Below are 1,029 nucleotides of genomic sequence, written 5' to 3'. Positions count from 1 at the left end.
CGGCAGGTGGCAGCCTGGCTGGGGCTGGTGCCTCGACAACACTCCAGCGGAGGGAAGCAAAACCTGCTAGGTATCAGCAAGCGCGGTGACACGTACCTCAGAACCTTGCTGATTCATGGTGCCCGAGCGGTGATCTTTCATGCAACCCGCAAGACGGAACCTGATGCGACCTGCAACTGGGTGAACCAGGTGGTCAACCGGCGCAACAAGAACGTGGCGGCGGTGGCGCTGGCTAACAAGAATGCTCGCATCGTCTGGGCATTGTTGGCTCATGATCGTCAGTATCAGGCGGGATATATCCCCACCAAGCTCTGCGCCTGATAAACCGACCGAGTGGTCGCCACCAAGTCAAGCAATAGCCATGGGGGGGAGTAGAATCAGCGATTGCTCAGGCAATCATGAAGTGATGGTAAGACAGGTCAGACCGTGGTTGGCAAAGCCCGTTCCATTCGCGGCACCTTAAGTGCGAGAAGGCGATTGAGGCGTCAACCAGCGTAACCCATCAGGGACAGTGGCATGGTTCCACGAACAAAGTCCGAATGTACGGGTGCAATCTATACCTTCACGCTGTCATGAATTGAGCGCTTGGCAAACTGGGGGCGTCCATGTACGAATGGAAAACCAAGAAGCACGGTGCAGAATACCGCCGGCAATGGGGTAAGGTGCATCTGGGCATCGATGCGGAAACCCTGCAAATCCGCGCCATTGAAGTCACGGACAATCGCCAGGGCGATGCGCAAATGCTACTTTCGCTATTGGCGCAAATCCCGGCCGATGAGCCGATAGGCTGCGTGAGCGGCGACGGGGCTTTCGATACCAAAGCGTGCCATGAGGCGATTGCCGTACGTGGCGCGATCGGATGCATTCCGCCCCGCAAGAATGCGAAACAGTGGAAAGGAAATTCGCTGGGGGTGCTGGCTCGCAACGAGATTCTACGGGCGACCAAGCGACTAGGCAGGGCGATCTGGAAACGTTGGAGCGGCTACTATCGCCGCAGCCTGGTGGAAGCCAAGATACATTGCTTCAAAC

The 1,029-nt window shown here is 57.1% G+C and carries 1 protein-coding gene and 1 pseudogene; both read left to right on the top strand.

Going from position 1 to position 1,029, the window contains the following annotated elements; translation table 11 throughout:
• Positions 1–321 (top strand): transposase (locus C2134_RS11525; RefSeq protein WP_146042144.1); only part of this gene is annotated, 321 nt, incomplete at its 5' end.
• 290 nt (positions 322–611) lie between these two features.
• Positions 612–1,029: pseudogene (locus tag C2134_RS11520) on the top strand (IS5 family transposase); the annotation flags it as partial.

This window comes from Chromobacterium sinusclupearum (genome assembly GCF_002902845.1).
Classification (GTDB): Bacteria; Pseudomonadota; Gammaproteobacteria; order Burkholderiales; family Chromobacteriaceae; genus Chromobacterium; species Chromobacterium sinusclupearum.
The sequence above is the reverse complement of the archived record's forward strand: the minus strand, read 5'-3'. Positions and strand labels throughout refer to the sequence as shown.